Source organism: Streptomyces sp. NPDC021356 (assembly GCF_040641015.1).
GTDB lineage: Bacteria > Actinomycetota > Actinomycetes > Streptomycetales > Streptomycetaceae > Streptomyces.
The window spans coordinates 17,359-33,469 of record NZ_JBFACU010000021.1 but is presented as its reverse complement, the minus strand read 5'-3'; the positions used below and the strand labels follow the sequence as shown (position 1 = coordinate 33,469).

The 16,111-nt window shown below is 71.1% G+C and carries 16 protein-coding genes; 5 read left to right on the top strand and 11 right to left on the bottom strand.

The features are described from left to right. Positions 1–41: 41 nt before the first annotated feature. Entirely contained in the window at positions 42–365 is a 324-nt protein-coding gene (locus AB0G56_RS26440) for a hypothetical protein (RefSeq protein ID WP_360973427.1), read from the top strand. A 210-nt stretch (positions 366–575) separates the two neighbouring features. After that, a complete protein-coding gene (locus AB0G56_RS26435; RefSeq protein ID WP_360973425.1) occupies positions 576–1,232 on the top strand; it encodes an RDD family protein in 657 nt (218 codons plus the stop codon). A gap of 155 nt (positions 1,233–1,387) precedes the next feature. Here AB0G56_RS26435 and era read toward each other — a convergent pair whose 3' ends face one another. Beyond that, positions 1,388–2,341 carry a GTPase Era gene (era, locus tag AB0G56_RS26430; RefSeq protein ID WP_360973423.1) on the bottom strand — a complete coding sequence of 318 codons (954 nt, stop codon included), beginning with the start codon at positions 2,339–2,341 and terminating at the stop codon, positions 1,388–1,390. Between the two features lie 236 nt (positions 2,342–2,577). Here era and AB0G56_RS26425 point away from each other — a divergent pair, with 236 nt between their 5' ends. Both AB0G56_RS26425 and AB0G56_RS26420 read left to right on the top strand, forming a co-directional pair. Next, complete coding sequence (locus AB0G56_RS26425) at positions 2,578–3,891, top strand: ammonium transporter (protein ID WP_360973562.1); 1,314 nt, start codon at positions 2,578–2,580, stop codon at positions 3,889–3,891. Continuing rightward, the gene (locus tag AB0G56_RS26420) at positions 3,888–4,226 is read left to right on the top strand and encodes a P-II family nitrogen regulator (RefSeq protein WP_360973422.1); all 339 of its coding nucleotides are present in this window, start codon (positions 3,888–3,890) and stop codon (positions 4,224–4,226) included. Before AB0G56_RS26425 ends, AB0G56_RS26420 begins: the two co-directional genes overlap by 4 nt. Positions 4,227–4,300: 74 nt before the next feature. Here the strand turns inward: AB0G56_RS26420 and AB0G56_RS26415 are convergent, their stop codons facing one another. Both AB0G56_RS26415 and AB0G56_RS26410 read right to left on the bottom strand, forming a co-directional pair. Beyond that, positions 4,301–4,663, bottom strand: a complete 363-nt coding sequence (locus AB0G56_RS26415) for a cytidine deaminase (RefSeq protein WP_360973420.1) — start codon at positions 4,661–4,663, stop codon at positions 4,301–4,303. 38 nt (positions 4,664–4,701) lie between these two features. Further along, positions 4,702–5,523: a helix-turn-helix transcriptional regulator gene (locus AB0G56_RS26410; protein ID WP_360973560.1), complete on the bottom strand. Its 822-nt coding sequence runs from the start codon at positions 5,521–5,523 to the stop codon at positions 4,702–4,704. Positions 5,524–5,671: 148 nt separating this feature from the next. On the opposite strand from AB0G56_RS26410, the gene AB0G56_RS26405 reads away from it, so the two are divergent. Then, positions 5,672–7,135 carry an MFS transporter gene (locus tag AB0G56_RS26405; protein ID WP_360973418.1) on the top strand — a complete coding sequence of 488 codons (1,464 nt, stop codon included), beginning with the start codon at positions 5,672–5,674 and terminating at the stop codon, positions 7,133–7,135. A gap of 33 nt (positions 7,136–7,168) precedes the next feature. Here AB0G56_RS26405 and AB0G56_RS26400 read toward each other — a convergent pair whose 3' ends face one another. From AB0G56_RS26400 to AB0G56_RS26365, 8 genes are all read right to left on the bottom strand, one after another. Continuing rightward, positions 7,169–7,528, bottom strand: a complete 360-nt coding sequence (locus AB0G56_RS26400; RefSeq protein WP_360973416.1) for an MmcQ/YjbR family DNA-binding protein — start codon at positions 7,526–7,528, stop codon at positions 7,169–7,171. Beyond that, on the bottom strand, positions 7,525–8,823 hold the full coding sequence (locus AB0G56_RS26395; protein WP_360973414.1) for a hemolysin family protein: 1,299 nt from the start codon (positions 8,821–8,823) through the stop codon (positions 7,525–7,527). Before AB0G56_RS26395 ends, AB0G56_RS26400 begins: the two co-directional genes overlap by 4 nt. A 6-nt stretch (positions 8,824–8,829) precedes the next feature. After that, positions 8,830–9,327 carry an rRNA maturation RNase YbeY gene (ybeY, locus tag AB0G56_RS26390; RefSeq protein ID WP_360973412.1) on the bottom strand — a complete coding sequence of 166 codons (498 nt, stop codon included), beginning with the start codon at positions 9,325–9,327 and terminating at the stop codon, positions 8,830–8,832. A 12-nt stretch (positions 9,328–9,339) separates the two neighbouring features. Next, positions 9,340–11,511 carry a PhoH family protein gene (locus AB0G56_RS26385; RefSeq protein ID WP_360973410.1) on the bottom strand — a complete coding sequence of 724 codons (2,172 nt, stop codon included), beginning with the start codon at positions 11,509–11,511 and terminating at the stop codon, positions 9,340–9,342. Positions 11,512–11,723: 212 nt separating this feature from the next. After that, on the bottom strand, positions 11,724–12,929 hold the full coding sequence (locus tag AB0G56_RS26380; protein WP_360973558.1) for an MFS transporter: 1,206 nt from the start codon (positions 12,927–12,929) through the stop codon (positions 11,724–11,726). Positions 12,930–13,012: 83 nt separating this feature from the next. Further along, the gene (locus AB0G56_RS26375; protein WP_360973408.1) at positions 13,013–14,353 is read right to left on the bottom strand and encodes a GH1 family beta-glucosidase; all 1,341 of its coding nucleotides are present in this window, start codon (positions 14,351–14,353) and stop codon (positions 13,013–13,015) included. A 124-nt stretch (positions 14,354–14,477) separates the two neighbouring features. Continuing rightward, positions 14,478–14,744, bottom strand: a complete 267-nt coding sequence (locus tag AB0G56_RS26370; RefSeq protein ID WP_360973406.1) for a protealysin inhibitor emfourin — start codon at positions 14,742–14,744, stop codon at positions 14,478–14,480. A gap of 21 nt (positions 14,745–14,765) precedes the next feature. Continuing rightward, the gene (locus AB0G56_RS26365) at positions 14,766–15,860 is read right to left on the bottom strand and encodes a M4 family metallopeptidase (protein ID WP_360973404.1); all 1,095 of its coding nucleotides are present in this window, start codon (positions 15,858–15,860) and stop codon (positions 14,766–14,768) included. Positions 15,861–16,111: the final 251 nt, after the last annotated feature.

The window sequence follows — 16,111 nt, the reverse complement described above, 5'->3', positions numbered from 1 at the left end:
CGGCGTATTCAAGCGCTCTGTCCCGATTGTAAGGAATGTGAATGGCTGCAAGAAACTCCGAGGCGCTCGATGTATTCCTCAAGGTTGCTGCTGACCCAAGGGTTTCGTGGCGCGCTGTCGAGCTCGCGGGGCGAGGAATCTCGGCGGACGCGGCCAGCGTCGTATGGGTGATTTCCACGGGGAAGCACTCGCTGAGCGGAGAAGAGCTCTCCGATCTCCTCATGAAGCAGAGTGATCTGATTGACGTTCTGTCCGAAGTGTGGCGATCTTTTGACAGTGGAGAGCTCTCTAGTGCGGATTTTGAGAACCAGCTAAAAGCGGTTGTCTTGGGGCTGGAGGAGTGGATTCGGCGACCGTCGCGGTAGTGAAATCAGCAAGATCCGCCGAGATTTCTCCGGCGGGGTTTCTGGAAGTCTTGACGGCAACGTATAGGATTTGGAGAGTAAATCTGGAGTCCTGCCGGATGTGACTGATGGGGCTCCAGAGGAGATTTGAACGGCAGTAGATTTTTGTTTCATCTATTTCCCGTCCACCTATTCAGAGGGTCGGGGTAAACACGTAAGGATGAAGCCAACGTGGGTCTCGAGGCTGCGGCCGTGGTCAGTCGTGAAGGGGTCCCGGGTGTTCCCTCCATGGTTGTGCGAGCGATGGGGCGGGAGTGGTACCGGGAGCACCTGGCCGCGATGGATCCTCTGCGGGGGGAACGGCCTGACGGGGCGACCGTCGAGTACGTGACGGATGCGGGGGCCGTGGCCTCCGCGACCGGTGATCCGGTGTTCGTTCTCGCGGCCAATGGCCGGAGGGTCGCGGCGCGTTGTGTGGACAGTGTTATTGCGTCTGTGCTCGCGGTCCTCGGTTTCATGGCGGCGGCGACTTGGAGCGACGGCGTCGCACTGCTGGTCCTGGTACCGGTCGGGTTCGCGGCCGGCGGCGTCGTCTACTACCTGCCGTTGGTGCACCGGTGGGGCACCACCGTCGGGAAACGTCTGTTCGGGCTACGGGTGGTTCGCCTGTGGACAGACGGAACCTTGCCGCCGTCCTGGAAGGACACGTTTCTCCGCGAGTTCGACCGGGCGGCCTTCTTGGCGCTCCCGGTGGTGAACGTGCTGGTGGCGCTGATCTGCCTGGCACAGATGGCGAAGGACCGGGGCACCTACCACCAGAGCAAGTGGGACAGGGCGGCCCGCACCGTCGTGGTGCGCCGGCAGTCGAGGGTAGGAGCCGATTCGTGAGGCACGGGTGGGGCGACGGGGTGGGCCGAGGCCGGCCGGGGGAGCGCTGCGCCGGCCGGACGGGCACGAGTACGGGGACGCCCACCGCCGGTCGCCCGCCCCACTGCCCTTCGGCCGGGGCGGGCGAGACCGGCGGCTCCCCGTGAGTAAGCCCCTCAGAACCCCAGCCGCCGCAGCTGCTTCGGGTCGCGCTGCCAGTCCTTGGCCACCTTCACGTGCAGGTCGAGGAAGACCGGCGTCCCCAGCAGTGCCTCGATCTGCTTGCGGGACTTGATCCCGACGTCCTTCAGCCGCTTCCCCTTCGGCCCGATGATGATCCCCTTCTGGCTGGGCCGTTCGATGAAGACGTTCGCGTGGATGTCCAGCAGCGGCTTGTCCGCCGGCCGGTCCTCGCGCGGCAGCATCTCCTCGACGACCACGGCGATGGAGTGCGGCAGCTCGTCCCGCACCCCCTCCAGCGCCGCCTCCCGGATCAGCTCGGCCACCATGACCTGCTCGGGCTCGTCGGTCAGGTCGCCCTCGGGATACAGCGCGGGCCCCTCCGGCAGCAGCGGGATCAGCAGGTCGGCGAGCAGCTCCACCTGCTTGCCGCCCGTCGCCGACACCGGCACGATCTCGGCCCACTCGATCCCCAGCTCCTTGCCGAGCTGGTCGATCGCGATCAGCTGCTCGGCGAGCGCCTTGGAGTCCACGAGGTCCGTCTTCGTGACGATCGCGACCTTCGGCGTCCTCTTGATCCCCGCCAGCTCCTTGGCGATGAACCGGTCGCCGGGCCCGATCTTCTGGTCGGCCGGCAGGCAGAAACCGATCACGTCGACCTCGGCCCACGTCGCCCGCACCACGTCGTTCAGCCGCTCGCCCAGCAGGGTGCGCGGCTTGTGCAGCCCCGGCGTGTCCACCAGGATCAGCTGCGCGTCCGGCCGGTGCACGATGCCCCGCACGGTGTGCCGGGTCGTCTGCGGCCGGTTCGAGGTGATCGCCACCTTCTGCCCGACCAGAGCGTTCGTGAGGGTGGACTTGCCCGCGTTGGGGCGGCCCACGAAACAGGCGAAGCCGGCTCGGTGGGCAGCCTCGGCGGACTGCTCGGATGACTGGGTACGAACGCTCATGGCGCCCATTGTCCCTGATCCACGACGCCCCGCCGCACGCCCGGCCCCGGGCCGCCCTCACCCCGCCTCGCACCGCCCCCGTCCCGCCCCGCCGTGAGCCGGTGGAAACCCCCGCGCAACCCCGACGCAACACGAAACGTGACGGAAACACACCCGTACGCGACCGGAAACGCACACCGGTGACCCTCTGACGAGCCCCCGTCCGCGTTGGAGACACCGTGACCGCCGTGACCACCGTGAACCTGGCCGCCCCACGCCTCGACACCGGCGACACCGCCTGGCTGCTCGCCGCCACCGCCCTGGTCCTCCTCATGACCCCGGGCCTCGCGCTTTTCTACGGCGGCATGGTGCGCACCAAGAGCGTGCTCAACATGCTGATGATGAGTTTCGTGTCGATCGCCCTGGTGACCGTGGTCTGGCTGCTGTGCGGCTACTCCCTCGTCTTCGGCGGCGACACGGCCGGCGGCCTGATCGGCGGCCTGCGCGAGGCCGGCCTCGCGGGCATCGGCCCGGCCGACGTCCACGGCACCGTCCCCACCCTCCTCTTCGCCGCCTTCCAGCTCACCTTCGCGATCATCACGGCGGCGCTGATCAGCGGTGCGGTCGCCGACCGCGCGAAGTTCGGTGCCTGGCTGGTCCTGGTCCCGGTGTGGACGCTGCTCGTATACGTACCCGTCACGCACTGGGTGTGGGGTCCGGGTGGCTGGATCGGGCAGGGCCTCGGCGCGCTCGACTTCGCGGGCGGCCTCCCGGTCGAGATCACCTCCGGCGCCTCCGGCCTCGCGCTCTGCCTGGTCCTCGGCCCGCGCCTCGGCTTCAAGAAGGACGCGATGCGCCCGCACAACCTGCCCATGGTGATGCTCGGCGCCGGACTGCTCTGGTTCGGCTGGTTCGGGTTCAACGCGGGGTCGGCGATGGGCGCGAACGGCCTGGCGGCGGCCGTCTTCCTCAACACCCTCGCCGCGGGCTGCACCGGCCTGCTCGGCTGGCTCCTCGTGGAGAACAGGCGCGACGGGCACCCCACCACCCTGGGCGCCGCCTCGGGCGCGGTCGCCGGCCTGGTCGCGATCACCCCCTCCTGCGGCACGGTCTCGCTGCTCGGCGCCCTGGCCGTCGGCCTCGCCGCGGGCTGCCTGTGCTCGTACGCGGTGAGCTGGAAATTCAGGCTGAACTACGACGACTCCCTGGACGTCGTCGGCGTCCACCTGGTCGGCGGCATCGTCGGCACCCTGCTCATCGGTCTGTTCGCGTGCAAGGCGATGACCGGCGGCACGGACGGCCTCCTCTACGGCGGCGGGCTCGCCCCGCTGGGCAGGCAGGCGCTCGCGGTGGCGGCCGTCGCGGCGTACGCCTTCGTGATGACGTACGGCCTGGGCAAGCTGCTCGACAAGGTGATGGGACTGCGGGCGAGCGAGGAGCAGGAGCACACCGGCCTCGACCTCACGGTGCACGCCGAGACGGCCTACGATCACGGGGTCCTCGGGCACGGCGCCCCCGTCGGCGCGTCCCCCGTCCCCTCCTTCGCCCGGAAGGCCGGCCACCAGGCATGAAGCTCATCACCGCGATCGTCAAGCCGTACCGCCTCGACGAGGTCAAGACCGCGCTCCAGGAGCTGGGCGTGCAGGGCCTGACGGTGACCGAGGCGAGCGGCTACGGCCGTCAGCGCGGCCACACGGAGGTGTACCGGGGCGCCGAGTACCGCGTCGACCTCGTGCCGAAGGTCCGCATCGAGGTGGTCGTCGAGGACGCCGACGCCGAAGCGGTCGTCGACGCCGTGGTCCGCGCGGCACGCACCGGGAAGATCGGCGACGGCAAGGTGTGGGCCGTGCCCGTCGAGACGGTCGTACGCGTCCGGACGGGCGAACGCGGCCCCGACGCGCTCTGAGCCTGCGCCGGGCCGCGCGGCCGTCTCGACGGGCACGGCCCCGCGACCGCCCCGCGCGGGCGGGCGCCCCGCGGCTACTGCGCCGGACCCGCCGGCCGGGTCACCCGCACGGTGCCGTCGGGCCCCGCCAGCAGCACCGGCGTCCCGGCCCCGCCCAGGTCGCCCACGGCGGACAGGTCCTCGGGCGCGAGCCCTTCCGCCTCGCTGACCACGGCCGCCGCCTCCAGCGAGGTCGCCCCCGACGCCACCGCCATCGCCACCGCCGTCTGCAGGGCGCTCAGCTTCAGCGAGGCGAGGTGCACCGAACCGGCGGCGTAGGTCCGGCCCGTCTCGTCCCGTACCGCCGCGCCCTCCGGCACGCCGTTGCGGGCCCGTACCGAACGGGCCAGGGTGACGATCTTGCGGTCCTCGGGGTCGAGCGCGTTGCTGTCGGTCATGATCCGAGCATACGGAGCCGCACCGGCGGCCGTACGGCTCACCCCGCCACCGGGTACATCGTTCCGCGTCGCCCCTCGGGCGAGGCCAGCCACTCCAGTTTCGAGGCGGTGTTCGCCTCGTCCAGCGGCGTGTGCAGCACCACCGTCAGGTCCGGCCGGGCCGGCACCTTCATCGCCGTCGACTCCACGCACAGCAGGCCCACCAGCGGGTGCTCCAGCTCCTTGCGGACCTGCCCCGGCTCCTCGATGTCCCGTTCCTCCCACAGCGCGGTGAACTCCTCGCTGGCCTCCGACACCTGGGCCAGGACCGCCCGGTACCCCTCGTCGCCGGGGCGGGCGGCGCACGCGGCGCGGAACTGCGCGACGACCGTGCGCGCATTGCGCTCCCAGCTCTGCGAGCGGGAGCGGTACAGCGGATCGGTGAAGAAGTCGACGAGGCAGTTCTGCGTGATGTCCGGGCGCATGCCCAGCACCACGGCGGCGGCGTCGTTGTACATGACGCAGTTGTAGTACAGGTCCATGATGTGCGCCGGATACGGCATCCAGGTGTCGATCAGCCGCCGCAGCCCCTCGCACATGTCCCGCTTGTCCGGGGCCACTTCGGGCGCGGGCGGGTTCAGCCCGGCGAGCAGGTACAGGTGGCGGCGCTCGGTGTTGCCGAGCCGGAGCACCCGGGCCACCGCGTCGAGGACCTGCGGGGAGACGGAGATGTCCCGGCCCTGCTCCAGCCACTGGTACCAGGAGGCGCCCACTCCGGCGAGCACGGCGACCTCCTCGCGCCGCAGCCCGGGCGTGCGCCGCCGGGCGCCGCCGTCGGGTAGCCCCGCCTGGGCCGGTGTCACCCGGGCCCGCCTGCTCATCAGGAACTCGCGCAGCTCGCGCCGCCGCTGACTCTTGAACACGTCCGTCTCGGGCACGTACCGCTCCCCCTCGTGCTGTCTGGTGGTGCCACCACCACCATAAGTGCCGACTCCCCACGGGTATTCCGGCCGCACGAAGCTCTTGCCCATGGCGATCGACACCACCACGACCAGCACACCCACGACCACTCCACCCGCCCCCGCCGCCGGGCCCGACCGGGCGGCGCCCGACGCCCCCCGGCTGTCGACGCGCGACAGGCTGGTCCTCTTCGTCCTGTGCGCGGCCCAGTTCATGGTCGCCCTGGACTTCTCCGTCCTGAACGTGGCCCTGCCGGACCTGGGCACCGACCTCGGCATGAGCCGGTCCGCGCTCCAGTGGGCGGTCACCGCGTTCGCGCTCCCCTCCGGCGGCTTCCTGCTGCTGTTCGGCCGCGTCGGCGACCTGTTCGGCCGGCGCCGGCTGTTCCTGGCCGGCCTGGCCCTGTTCGGCGCCTCCTCGCTGCTGGCCACGCTCGCCTGGGACCCCGCCTCCTTCCTGGCCGGGCGGGCGCTGCAGGGGCTGGGCGCGGCGGCGATCGTGCCGACCGGCATGTCCCTGCTGACCACGACCTTCCCCGAGGGCCCGGCCCGCGACCGCGCCCTCGGCATCTCCGGCACCCTGCTCTCGCTGGGCTTCACCGTCGGCATGGTCGCCGGCGGCGTCCTCACCGACGCCCTCGGCTGGCGCTCCACCATGGCGCTGCTCACCGTCTTCGCGCTGATCGTGCTGCCGCTCGCCCCCGGCCTGCTCCCCGAGTCCCGCACCCCGGACCGCCCGCGCCTGGACGTGCCCGGCGCGGTCGCCGTCACCACCGGTCTGCTCTCGCTGATCTACGCCCTGTCCACCGCCGCCGACCACGGCTTCGGCCGCGCCGACGTCATCGCGACCCTGCTCGCGGGCCTCGCGCTGCTGACCGCCTTCGTGGTCGTGGAGTCCCGCTGCGCCGCCCCGCTGGTCTCGCTGCCCATGCTGCGCCGCCGCACGGTCGCCTGGGGCAACGTGGGCGGCCTGGTCACCTTCTCGATGATGTCGACGGTGGTCTTCGCCCTGACCCTGTACCTCCAGGAGATCCTGCACCTGTCGGCCTTCGAGACAGGCCTCGTCTTCGGGGTGCAGGGCGTGCTGTCGGCGGTCGCCGGCTCGAACGCCGCGAAGGTCATCGGCCGCTTCGGCGCCCGCCGCACACTGGTCGGCTCGCTGGCCGGGCAGGGCGCGCTGATCGCCGCGCTGCTCGGCCTCGACGCCCACACGTGGTCGGTCTGGCTGGCCACCGCCGCCGTCTCGCTGGCCAGCATGTGCCACCTGGGCGCGATCATCTCCTACGGTCTGACCGTCACCTCGGGCGTCCCCGACGCGGAGCAGGGCCTGGCCACCGGACTGGTCACCTCCACCCAGCAGGTCGGCATCACGGTCGGCATCCCGCTGCTGGGCGTGCTGGCCACCACCTCCGACGACCTGCTCGCCGGTGTCCACACCGTGCTCACCCTGGACGCGGTGATCGTGCTGGCGGCGGCGGTGCTGGTCGGCCTTGGCCTGCGCGGCAGGAAGGCCGCGGAGGGCCCGGCGGCCTGAGCGGCCGCGCGGCTCCCGATCGCCCCGGACGCCTCAGGGGCGGTCGAGGCGGAGCCGCTCGGCACGCGGCAGCCCGGCCACCACCAGATCGTAGGAGTCCTCGACCAGCTCCCGGACCAGCCGGTCCGGGAGCTCGCCGTCGACCGTGACCGTGTTCCAGTGCCGCTTGTTCATGTGCCAGCCGGGGACGACCAGCCCCGGGTGCTCCCCGCGCAGCCGGGCCGCGTCCTCGGGGTCGCACTTGAGGTTGACGGTCAGGGGCCGCCCGTCCAGCGCCGTCAGCGCGAACAGCTTGCCCATGACCTTGAAGACGGAGGTCTCCGGGTTGAAGGGGAAGTCCTCCACGGCCGCGTTGAAGGACAGGCACAGGGCGCGCAACTCCTGGGGCGTCACTCGGGGTCCTCACCCTCCTCGGACGGCTCCACCGGCTCCACCAGCACCGTCACGATCTTGTTCCGGCGGCCCGCGGCGGACTCCGCGGTCAGTCGCAGCGCCCGCCCGTCGGGCAGTTCGACGAGGGCCGAGGCCCCGGCGATGGGGACCCGGCCGAGCGCCTTGGCGAGCAGCCCGCCGACCGTCTCCACGTCCTCGTCGTCGTACTCCTCCAGGCCGTACAGCTCGCCCAGGTCGGTGATGTCGAGGCGGGCGGTGACCCGGTGGCGGCCCTCGCCCAGGTCCTCCACCGGGGGCAGCTCACGGTCGTACTCGTCGGTGATCTCGCCGACGATCTCCTCCAGGATGTCCTCGATGGTGACGATCCCGGCCGTGCCGCCGTACTCGTCGATGACGACCGCGACGTGGTTGCGTTCCTTCTGCATCTCGCGCAGCAGGTCACCGGCGTTCTTCGTGTCCGGCACGAAGACGGCCGAGCGCATCGCCGTGGACACCAGATCGCTCTCCGCGTCCCGGCTGATGTGCGTGCGCCGCACCAGGTCCTTCAGGTACACGATGCCGACGACGTCGTCCTCGCTCTCCCCGGTGACCGGGATCCGGGAGAAACCGGAGCGCAGCGCCAGCGTGAGGGCCTGGCGGATGGTCTTGTACCGCTCGATGACGACGAGGTCGGTGCGCGGCACCATGACCTCCCGCACCAGCGTGTCCCCGAGTTCGAAGACCGAGTGCACCATCCGGCGCTCGTCGTCCTCGATCAGCGACTCCCGCTCGGCCAGGTCGACCAGCGCGCGCAGCTCGGCCTCCGAGGCGAACGGGCCGCGCCTGAAGCCCTTGCCCGGGGTGAGCGCGTTGCCGATGAGGATCAGCAGCGAGGGGATCGGGCCCATGATCCGGGCGAGCGGCACCAGCACGTACGCCGCCACGGTGGCCGTGTTCAGCGGGTGCTGGCGGCCGATGGTGCGCGGGGAGACGCCGACGGCGACGTACGACACGAGGACCATGACCGCGATCGCGACCACCAGCGCCTCGGCCGTGCCGGAGAACGACTCCAGGCAGGCGTAGGTGACCAGCGAGGCCGCCGCCATCTCGCAGGCGACGCGGACCAGCAGGGCCACGTTCAGATAGCGGGTCGGGTCGGCGGCGACCTGGGCCAGCTTGGCGCCGCCCCGGCGGCCGGACTTCACGGCCTCCTCGGCGCGGAAGCCGGAGACGCGCGCGAGGCCCGCCTCCGCGCAGGCGGCGAGCCAGGCGACGACGACCAGGGCGACCGCGCCGACGACGATCTGCGGACTCATCGCCGGTTACGAGACGGTCGGCGCGGGGGACGGGCCCTGAAGGCCCCGCTCCGCACGCCAGCCGTCCACGATCGCCGCCTGGAGACCGAACATCTCGGCCTTCTCGTCCGGCTCCTCGTGGTCGTAGCCGAGCAGGTGCAGCACGCCGTGGACGGTGAGCAGCTGGAGCTCCTCGTCCATGGAGTGCCGCGTCTCCGCCTCGGCGCCCTGCCTGGCGGCGACCTCCGGGCACAGCACGATGTCGCCGAGCAGACCCTGCGGGGGCTCGTCGTCGTCCTTGCCCGGCGGACGCAGCTCGTCCATCGGGAAGGACATGACATCCGTCGGCCCCGGCAGGTCCATCCACTGGATGTGCAGCTGCTCCATGGCGTCGGCGTCCACGACGATCACCGAGAGCTCGGAGAGCGGGTGGATGCGCATCCGCGCGAGTGCGTAGCGGGCGATGTCGAGGATCGCCTGCTCGTCGACCTCGGTTCCGGACTCGTTGTTGACGTCGATCGACATGGTCGTGCTGGTCTACTTCCCCTTGTGCCCGTGCCCGTGACCGGCGGTCCTGGACCGGCCGCCGCCCTTGGGCACGCCGCCGTTCTCGGTGCCGTGCGTGCTGTCGTACTTCTCGTACGCGTCGACGATACGGCCCACCAGCTTGTGCCGTACGACGTCCTGCGACGAGAGCCGGGAGAAGTGGACGTCCTCGACGCCCTCCAGGATGTCCTGCACCTGCCGCAGACCCGACTTGGTGCCGCTCGGCAGGTCCACCTGGGTGACGTCACCCGTGATGACGATCTTCGAGTCGAAGCCGAGCCGGGTGAGGAACATTTTCATCTGCTCGGGGCTGGTGTTCTGCGCCTCGTCCAGGATGATGAACGCGTCGTTCAGTGTGTTGTGCGTCAGCAGGTAGTCCTGCGTGACGTACAGGGAGTCCTCGGCCGCCACCTGGATGCAGACGCATTCCTCGCGGCCCGCGGGCTCGATGCTGTCGATGAATCGCATCGGGCGCCCGCCGCCCCCCTCCGCGTCGTACTTGTCGCGCTTGCGGGCCAGGCGGAAGGGCTCGATGCCTTCGGGGAGGCGGATGTCGACGATGTGGGCGTCACGCGGGTACGCGACCTCCCGTCCCTTTGCCAGGCCCGGCTTGCGACCCTCAGCGGCCCTACGACGGCTGTATGCGACACCGCCCAGAGACTGTACGAGAGAGACCACGTCGTCGCGGAGCAGGATGGATGTCGTCGTGTACTGAATCCGGCAGGTGCGGTTCCTCTGGGTGACCGGACCGCCGTCCGAGTCGAGCAGCCCCTGGAGGACGGCCAGCCGTACGTCGGCCGAGTTGTACAGGTAGTCGTCGGGGACGAACTTGGTGTGCGAGCGGGTGCGCAGTAGGTCCAGCTTGCGCAGAACGCCCGTGACTGGATTTTCCAGGGTGATCACGTCCCCCGGAGCCTTGATCCGGTTGAGGACGTAGTCCGGGCCACCGCGATGCCGTACCGACATTCCCGGAAGGGCCGCCTCCAGCGCCGCTGCCAGCTCGGGGTCCTCCGTCGCGAACGAGGGTGTGGTGGAACCGGTCAGGCAGCCGTCACCGAGGAGCAACCCGAGCGCGTACGGGTCCATCGGGACCTCGTGCTCCGGGAGGCACACTGGAGCCGTGAGCATCGGCAGCTCGTAGCGGCGGGCGTGCGCTGCGCGCAGGTTGCCGATCATGTCCTGCGTCTCCAAAACCCGCCACGGCTTGTTCCGGCGCTTGTCGGAGGCCGTACGGACGGTCCAGAGGTGCTCGCCACAGCACAGGGTCCAGGAGCCGTCCTGGGCCGTGACGCGGTAGATGTCCTTTTCGCCCTGCGGGTAGACGCCGAGGACCGGGGTCGGCTCGCCATTGGAACCGATGACCAGGTCGCCGACTCGAAGGTCTCCCATTGGCCGCCAGCCATCCGGGGTCAGGACGTTGGTGAAGGTCGGTTGCGCTCTGCCCCTCATGTACGCCAGCGGCGCCACCTCGATGGTCCCCGCCGCCATCAGCCGCGGGATCGAGTCCGGGTCGAGCATGTCGTGCAGCGCGTCGTACAGCGGGCGCAGGTAGGGGTCGATCTTCTCGTAGAGCGTGCCCGGCAGGAAGCCGAGGCGCTCGCCGGCCTCGACCGCGGGGCGGGTCAGGATGATGCGGTTGACCTGCTTGGACTGCAGGGCCTGCACCGCCTTGGCCATGGCCAGGTACGTCTTGCCGGTACCGGCGGGGCCGATACCGAAGACGATCGTGTGCTTGTCGATCGCGTCGACGTACCGCTTCTGGTTGAGCGTCTTGGGGCGGATGGTGCGGCCACGCGAGGACAGGATGTTCTGCGTCAGCACCTCGGCCGGGGTCTCCTGGCCGTCGCTCTCCCCGTTCTCGCTCGCCTTGAGCATGGCGATCGAGCGTTCCACTGCGTCCTCCGTCATCGGCTGCCCGGTGCGGAGCACCAGCATCATCTCGTCGAACACGCGCTGTATCAGGGCGACGTCCGACGGGTCGCCGACCGCGCTGATCTCGTTGCCCCGGACATGGATGTCGGCCCCCGGGAAGGCCTTCTCGATCACGCGCAGGAGGGAGTCGCCGGAACCCAGCACGGTCACCATGGGGTGCTGGGCGGGGACGGTGAACTGTGCTCTCGCCTGCCCCTGCGCGGGGGTGTTGGCTGCGGGTGTCTGAGTCATGGGCCGGCGCTCGACGCCTGCGATTCCTCCTCGTCACGGCCGCACAGCTGAGGGCGGCCTCGCGCTTCCCAGGGTACGACGGTGCGGTGACAACGCCGTAGGACTTTTCGGTGCCGCCCCGCCCCGGCGGCCCCGCCGCCCGCCCCGGTCGCCCCGGGGCCCCGCCCCGCGGCGACGGCGAGCGGCCGGGCCTCACGGCGAGCGGCCGGGCCTCAGTCCACGCCCCGGACACGGCCCACCAGCACCGCCCCGGCCAGCCCGATCACGCCCGCGACCAGGTAGAGCACGCGGTAGCCGCCGAGGTACGTCACGATCGGCGCCGCCATCGCCGGGGCCGCGACCTGGGGGAGGGCGTTGGCGACGTTGATGACGCCGAGGTCCTTGCCGCGGTCCAGGGCCGTGGGCAGCACGTCGGTCATCAGGGCGAAGTCGACCGAGGTGAAGACGCCGAAGCCGACGCCGAGGACCGCCGCCGCGGCGATCGCGCCCGGCCAGGTCTGCCACACCGACAGGGCTGCCGTGGCCACCGCCATCAGCACACCGGACCAGACCACGAACGGTTTGCGGCGGCCCACCCGGTCCGACCACACGCCTGCGGCCACGACGGTGGCGAGCAGGGTCACTCCGTTCACCGCCGTGAGGACGAGCACGCCCCGCTCGGGATCGGCGTACCCGATGCGGTCGCGCAGGTAGTAGAGGAGATAGAGCAGCACCAGGGAATTGCTGAGGTTGATCAGGAACCGGGTCAGCCAGGCCCAGGCCAGGTCCGGGTGGCGGCGGGGGCTCAGCAGGAAGCCGCCGAGGAAGGCGCGCACGGACCAGGGCGGACGGTCCGCCGGTGCCAGCCGCAGGTCACGGTGGAGCAGGACGTACGGCAGCACGCCCGCCAGGGTGAACACCGCGCACGCCGCGTAACCGGCCCCGGTGCCGCCCGCGAGCGTCGCCAGGCCCGTCCCGCCGACCACGCCGAGGATCTGCGCCGCTCCCAGCCAGCCGCCCACCGACCCGCGCTGCGCGCGCGGCACCCGGTCCGGCACCGCCGCCGTCAGCGCCGCGAAGGCCGCGTTCAGCGTCAGCTGGACCAGGCACCAGCCGACCGTCATGACGGCGACCGTGCCCGCGCCCGCGAGCAGCAGCAGCGACAACGCGCCGCCCGCCGCCCCGGTCACGATCCACGGGGAGCGGCGGCCCCGGCGTGCCGTCGTCCGGTCGGACAGCGCGCCGAAGAACGGGTTCGCCACCAGCGACACCACCGCGCCCGCGCCCGTCACCCAGGCCAGCAGGGACTCCTTGGACATGCCGGTGCCCGCCGCGAGATCCCCCGCCTGAGCGGCGAGCAGGATCTGCAACGGCCCGTACCACCCCACCCAGACAGCCCCGTTGGCAAGCGAGAGCGCGGCGGTCCACCCCCGTCCCACCCCCTCGACCGGCTCCCCGAGCGCGTCCGCCCCGCCGGGCGCGGCCGGTCCCGACGTCTTCGCGGCGTGCTCGGGGCGTCGGGTCACCTCTGGGCCCGGAGTACGTCCCGGAACCAGGTGTACGACGCCTTCGGGGTGCGTCGCTGCGTTTCGTAGTCGACGTGGACCAGGCCGAAGCGGCGGGCGTAGCCCTCGGCCCATTCCCAGTTGTCCAGCAGGGACCACACGAAGTAGCCGCGGACGTCCACGCCCGCTGTCAGCGCGCGGTGCAGGGCCCTGAGGTGGCCGTCCAGATAGGTGATGCGGTCCTGGTCGTCGAGGCCGTCGTAGGCGCAGCCGTTCTCGGTGATGACGATCGGGGGGAGGCGGTCGCCGTAGCGGGAGCGGAAGCCGGTCAGCAGTTCGGTCAGCCCCTCGGGGACCACCGGCCAGCCGAAGTCGGTGACCGGGCGGCCCTCGATCTCCCGCACGCTGAAGGGCAGTTCGGTGGGGAGCGTGACCCCGCCGAACTCCGCGTCGGTGCCCTGCGGGGCGCCCACCAGGGCCGGTGCGTAGTAGTTGATCCCGTACCAGTCCAGCGGTTGGGCGATCACCTCGAGGTCGGCCTCGATGTTCCCGGGGGCACCCGGCATCAGCTCGCCGATCCCCTCCGGGTACCGGCCCAGCAGCAGCGGGTCGGCGAACAGGCGGTTGAGCAGCAGGTCGTAGAAGTCCGCCGCCTCCACGTCCGCCGTCTCCCCAGACGCCGGCCAGGTGGGGCCGTGGGAGTTGGCGATGCCGATGTCGGTGGCCCCGGCCGCGCGCAGCGCCTGTACGGCGAGACCGTGGGCGAGGAGCTGGTGGTGGGCGACGGGCAGCGCGTCGAACAGCAGCCGCTTGCCGGGGGCGTGCACGCCCAGCGCGTGGCCCAGCAGGGTGTGTTCGGCGGGCTCGTTGAGGGTGATCCACTTCGTGACGCGGTCGCCCAGCCGCTCCGCCACCACCGACACGTACTCCGCGAACCGCTGCGCCGTGTCCCGCTGGAGCCAGTCGAGGCGGGCCGGCAGGTCCCAGTGGAAGAGGGTGGGGACGGGGCGGACGCCGGCCGCGCACAGCTCGTCGACGAGCCGGTCGTAGAAGCCGAGGCCGCCGGGGGAGCCGGCCCGGGGCCAGGAGACGGAGAAGCGGTAGGCGTCCACGCCGAGCCGGGCCAGCAGGGCGACGTCCTCGGCGTGGCGGTGGTAGTGGTCGCAGGCCACGGCCGCCGTCGAGCCGTCCTTGATCCGGCCGGGCTCGGCGGTGAACGCGTCCCACACGGACGGCTCGCGCTCGCCGGCCGCGCCCTCGATCTGGTGCGCCGAGGTGGACACGCCCCACAGGAAGCCGTCCGGGAACCGGGGGACCGCCCCGGCTGAAGTGCCTGAGGTGCCTGCGTCAGTCGCCATGCGCGGATCATCCGTACCGGCGGTAACAGAAGTCAACGGCCGTGCGTCGAAAGGCGTTCAGGGGTCTTCAGGCGTTCAGTAGGGCCAGACGTCCAGACGTCCAGATGTTCACGGGTGCGCGCGCTCACGCGCCTTCCTTGAGCACCCGGGAGATCAGCGCGCGCTGGTCCTCGGTCAGGCGCGGGTCGGCGGCGTGGACCGTCCTCCCGTCGACCGTGATCTCGTAGTGGAACCCGTCGGGCACCCCGGCCGGTGCGCTGCTCCGGCCGGCGGCGAGGGCCTTCTCGGCCAGGGCGTGCCACTCGGGGGCATCGGGCAGGTCCGTCGTGTCCACCTCGGCCTGCCGCTCGATGCCCGCGAAGCCGCCCGTGCGTCGTACTCGAATATGCATGGGAGGTGTTCTAGTACGGAATCAGGATGTCGGCACCCCCACCTGCGACCAGGCCTTCTGCACGGCCTGGAGCGCGTCGCCCGCGCCGAACCGCTCGCGCGCGGCCTGCACGGTGAGGGTGGCGAAGGCCGCGAAGTCCGCGTCCTCCTTGAGCTTTCCGCCGGTCAGCACGTCGTACCAGACCTGCCCGGCCTTCTCCCAGGCGTGGCCGCCGAGCGCGGTGGCGGCCAGGTAGAAGGCGTGGTTGGGGATGCCGGAGTTGATGTGCACGCCGCCGTTGTCGCTGCCGGTGTGGACGTAGTCGTCCATGGTGGCGGGCTGGGGGTCCTTGCCGAGCCGGTCGTCGTCGTACGCCGTGCCGGGCGCCTTCATCGAGCGCAGTGCGACGCCCTGCACGTGCGGGGCGAGCAGGCCCGCGCCGATCAGCCAGTCGGCGTCGGCGGCGGTCTGGCCGAGCGTGTACTGCTTGATCAGCGAGCCGAAGACATCGGAGACCGACTCGTTGAGCGCGCCGGACTGGCCGAAGTAGGCGAGGTTGGCGGTGTGCTGGGTGACGCCGTGGGTCAGTTCGTGGCCGATGACGTCGACCGGGATGGTGAAGTCGAGGAAGATCTCGCCGTCGCCGTCGCCGAACACCATCTGTTCGCCGTTCCAGAAGGCGTTGTTGTACTTCTCGTCGTAGTGCACGCTCGCGTTCAGCGGGAGGCCGCTGCCGTCGACGGAGTCGCGGCCGTACGCCTTCAGGTACAGCTCGAAGGTGGCGCCGAGGCCGGAGTAGGCGCGGTTGACCGTGGCGTCCTTGCCGGGCTGCTGGCCCTCGCCGCGGACCTTGGTGCCGGGCAGGTCGGTGCCGTGGTGGGCGTCGTAGACGGTGCGGTGCGGCTGCTCGGCCTGCTTGCCGGCGGGCGGGGCGACGGCGGGTGCGCCGATGACGGTGGTCAGGCGGCGGCGGGTGCGCTCCATGGCGTCGCGCTGCAGGCTGCGGCGGGCCGGCTCGGAGAGCGCCGGGTCGTCGCTGCGCGCGAGGCGGTCCAGGACGTGGGGCGGCACGAAGGTGCAGAAGACGGGCTTGGGGACAGGCTTGAGGACGGGCTCGGGGCCCCCGTGAGTGGTCATAGGTCGACCATCGCACTGCGTGACGTCAAAGTCACTACCTGCAATCTTGATTGGTGAAAAATCAGGGCAAGGGGTTCACGCGGCGATCGCGAAGGGTAGGGGTGGCTGCGTGGAGTGACATCGCGCACTTTTTGTCCCCTTCGCCCCTTTTTCGGGTCCCCGTTTCGCATACTGGACCGGGCCCGCGCATCCGGCGCGGCTCGGCTAGGCTGCACAGCACCATGCGTTTCGGGCTGCTTCTCCTTAGCTGC

Coding starts and splice junctions, on each gene's coding strand:
- AB0G56_RS26440 (WP_360973427.1), top strand. CDS start 42: ATGGCTGCAAGAAACTCCGAGGCGCTCGATGTATTCCTCAAGGTTGCT.
- era (WP_360973423.1), bottom strand. CDS start 2,341: ATGAGCGTTCGTACCCAGTCATCCGAGCAGTCCGCCGAGGCTGCCCAC.
- AB0G56_RS26420 (WP_360973422.1), top strand. CDS start 3,888: ATGAAGCTCATCACCGCGATCGTCAAGCCGTACCGCCTCGACGAGGTC.
- AB0G56_RS26415 (WP_360973420.1), bottom strand. CDS start 4,663: ATGACCGACAGCAACGCGCTCGACCCCGAGGACCGCAAGATCGTCACC.
- AB0G56_RS26410 (WP_360973560.1), bottom strand. CDS start 5,523: ATGAGCAGGCGGGCCCGGGTGACACCGGCCCAGGCGGGGCTACCCGAC.
- AB0G56_RS26405 (WP_360973418.1), top strand. CDS start 5,672: ATGGCGATCGACACCACCACGACCAGCACACCCACGACCACTCCACCC.
- AB0G56_RS26395 (WP_360973414.1), bottom strand. CDS start 8,823: ATGAGTCCGCAGATCGTCGTCGGCGCGGTCGCCCTGGTCGTCGTCGCC.
- ybeY (WP_360973412.1), bottom strand. CDS start 9,327: ATGTCGATCGACGTCAACAACGAGTCCGGAACCGAGGTCGACGAGCAG.
- AB0G56_RS26385 (WP_360973410.1), bottom strand. CDS start 11,511: ATGACTCAGACACCCGCAGCCAACACCCCCGCGCAGGGGCAGGCGAGA.
- AB0G56_RS26375 (WP_360973408.1), bottom strand. CDS start 14,353: ATGGCGACTGACGCAGGCACCTCAGGCACTTCAGCCGGGGCGGTCCCC.
- AB0G56_RS26370 (WP_360973406.1), bottom strand. CDS start 14,744: ATGCATATTCGAGTACGACGCACGGGCGGCTTCGCGGGCATCGAGCGG.
- AB0G56_RS26365 (WP_360973404.1), bottom strand. CDS start 15,860: ATGACCACTCACGGGGGCCCCGAGCCCGTCCTCAAGCCTGTCCCCAAG.